Raw genomic sequence first — 443 nt, forward strand, 5'->3', positions numbered from 1 at the left:
CCCATGGACTGCGTCATTCCGCCCAGCGACTGCGCCATGCCCGCGTCCTGCATGCCGTTGCCATTGCCGTTTACGTCGCCCTCGCCCAGCACCCAGGTGTCCTTGGTGCCGCCGCCCTGCGACGAATTCACCACCAGCGAGCCTTCCTTCAGCGCCACGCGCGTGAGGCCCCCGGCCACCATCTGCACCTTCTGGCCCGAAAGCACGAAGGGCCGCAGGTCGATGTGGCGCGGGGCGATGCCCGATTCCACATAGGTCGGGCAGCTGGAGAGCGAGAGCGTGGGCTGCGCGATGTAGCCCGCCGGGTTCGCGAGCAGCGCGGTGCGGAACTCCTCGATCTCCGCCTTGGTCGCGGCCGGGCCGATGAGCATGCCGTAGCCGCCCGCGCCGTGCACTTCCTTCACCACCAGTTCGTGCAGGTGGTCGAGCACGTAGTTGAGGTC

The 443-nt window shown here is 68.4% G+C and carries 1 protein-coding gene; it reads right to left on the reverse strand.

Features of this window, described 5'->3' with window-relative positions:
• The coding region (locus GVL03_RS20320; RefSeq protein WP_200847346.1) for a circularly permuted type 2 ATP-grasp protein at nucleotides 1-443 on the reverse strand (443 nt) is incomplete at both ends.

The organism is Microbacterium sp. 18062, from assembly GCF_902706225.1.
Classification (GTDB): domain Bacteria; phylum Actinomycetota; class Actinomycetes; order Actinomycetales; family Microbacteriaceae; genus Microbacterium.